General features: G+C 75.2%; 1 pseudogene. It reads left to right on the top strand.

Features of this window, described 5'->3' with window-relative positions:
• Nucleotides 1–105 precede the first annotated feature (105 nt).
• A pseudogene (locus AC13HU_RS38070) lies at nucleotides 106–501 on the top strand (hypothetical protein); the annotation flags it as partial.

Here is a 501-nt window from a genome sequence, read left to right as displayed (position 1 = left end):
GTACGGCCGGGGGTAGGTCCCGGGGTGCGTCCGGACAGGGGAATCTGCGCGTGGCATGTGCTCCGCATACAAGATGAACAGTCGTATTTGATGTTTTCTGCCCCCATGAATCACCAGCAGACGAATCCCCCCACCGAGCCGCGCCGCCGGGGGACGTTCCGCGCCGCCGCGGCGTCCACGGCAGTCGTCGGCGCGGCAGTCATGGCCGCGGCCGGCCTGCTGCTGCCCGGCTCACCGGCCGGTGCCGCCACCTCGGACGACGGCGGGTCGACCGCCGCGCTCGGGACCGCCGCCGGTCCGTCGGACACGTCCTGGCCGAACGGCAGCGAGGGGCCGCCGCAGAGCGCTGCGCCGTCGTCGTCGCCCAGCGGCGACAGCTCGTCGTGGCCGAACGGCAGCCAGCGGCCGCACAGCGCCGACCCCTCCAGCGCCCCCTCCAGCGCGCCCGCCGACCACGCCGCCACGGCGCCGGACGGCTATGGCTCGCCGGCGCCGTGGAGG

This window comes from Streptomyces sp. NH27 (genome assembly GCF_056859195.1).
Note: the sequence above shows the minus strand (reverse complement) of the source record. Positions and strands in the feature narration are given on the sequence as shown.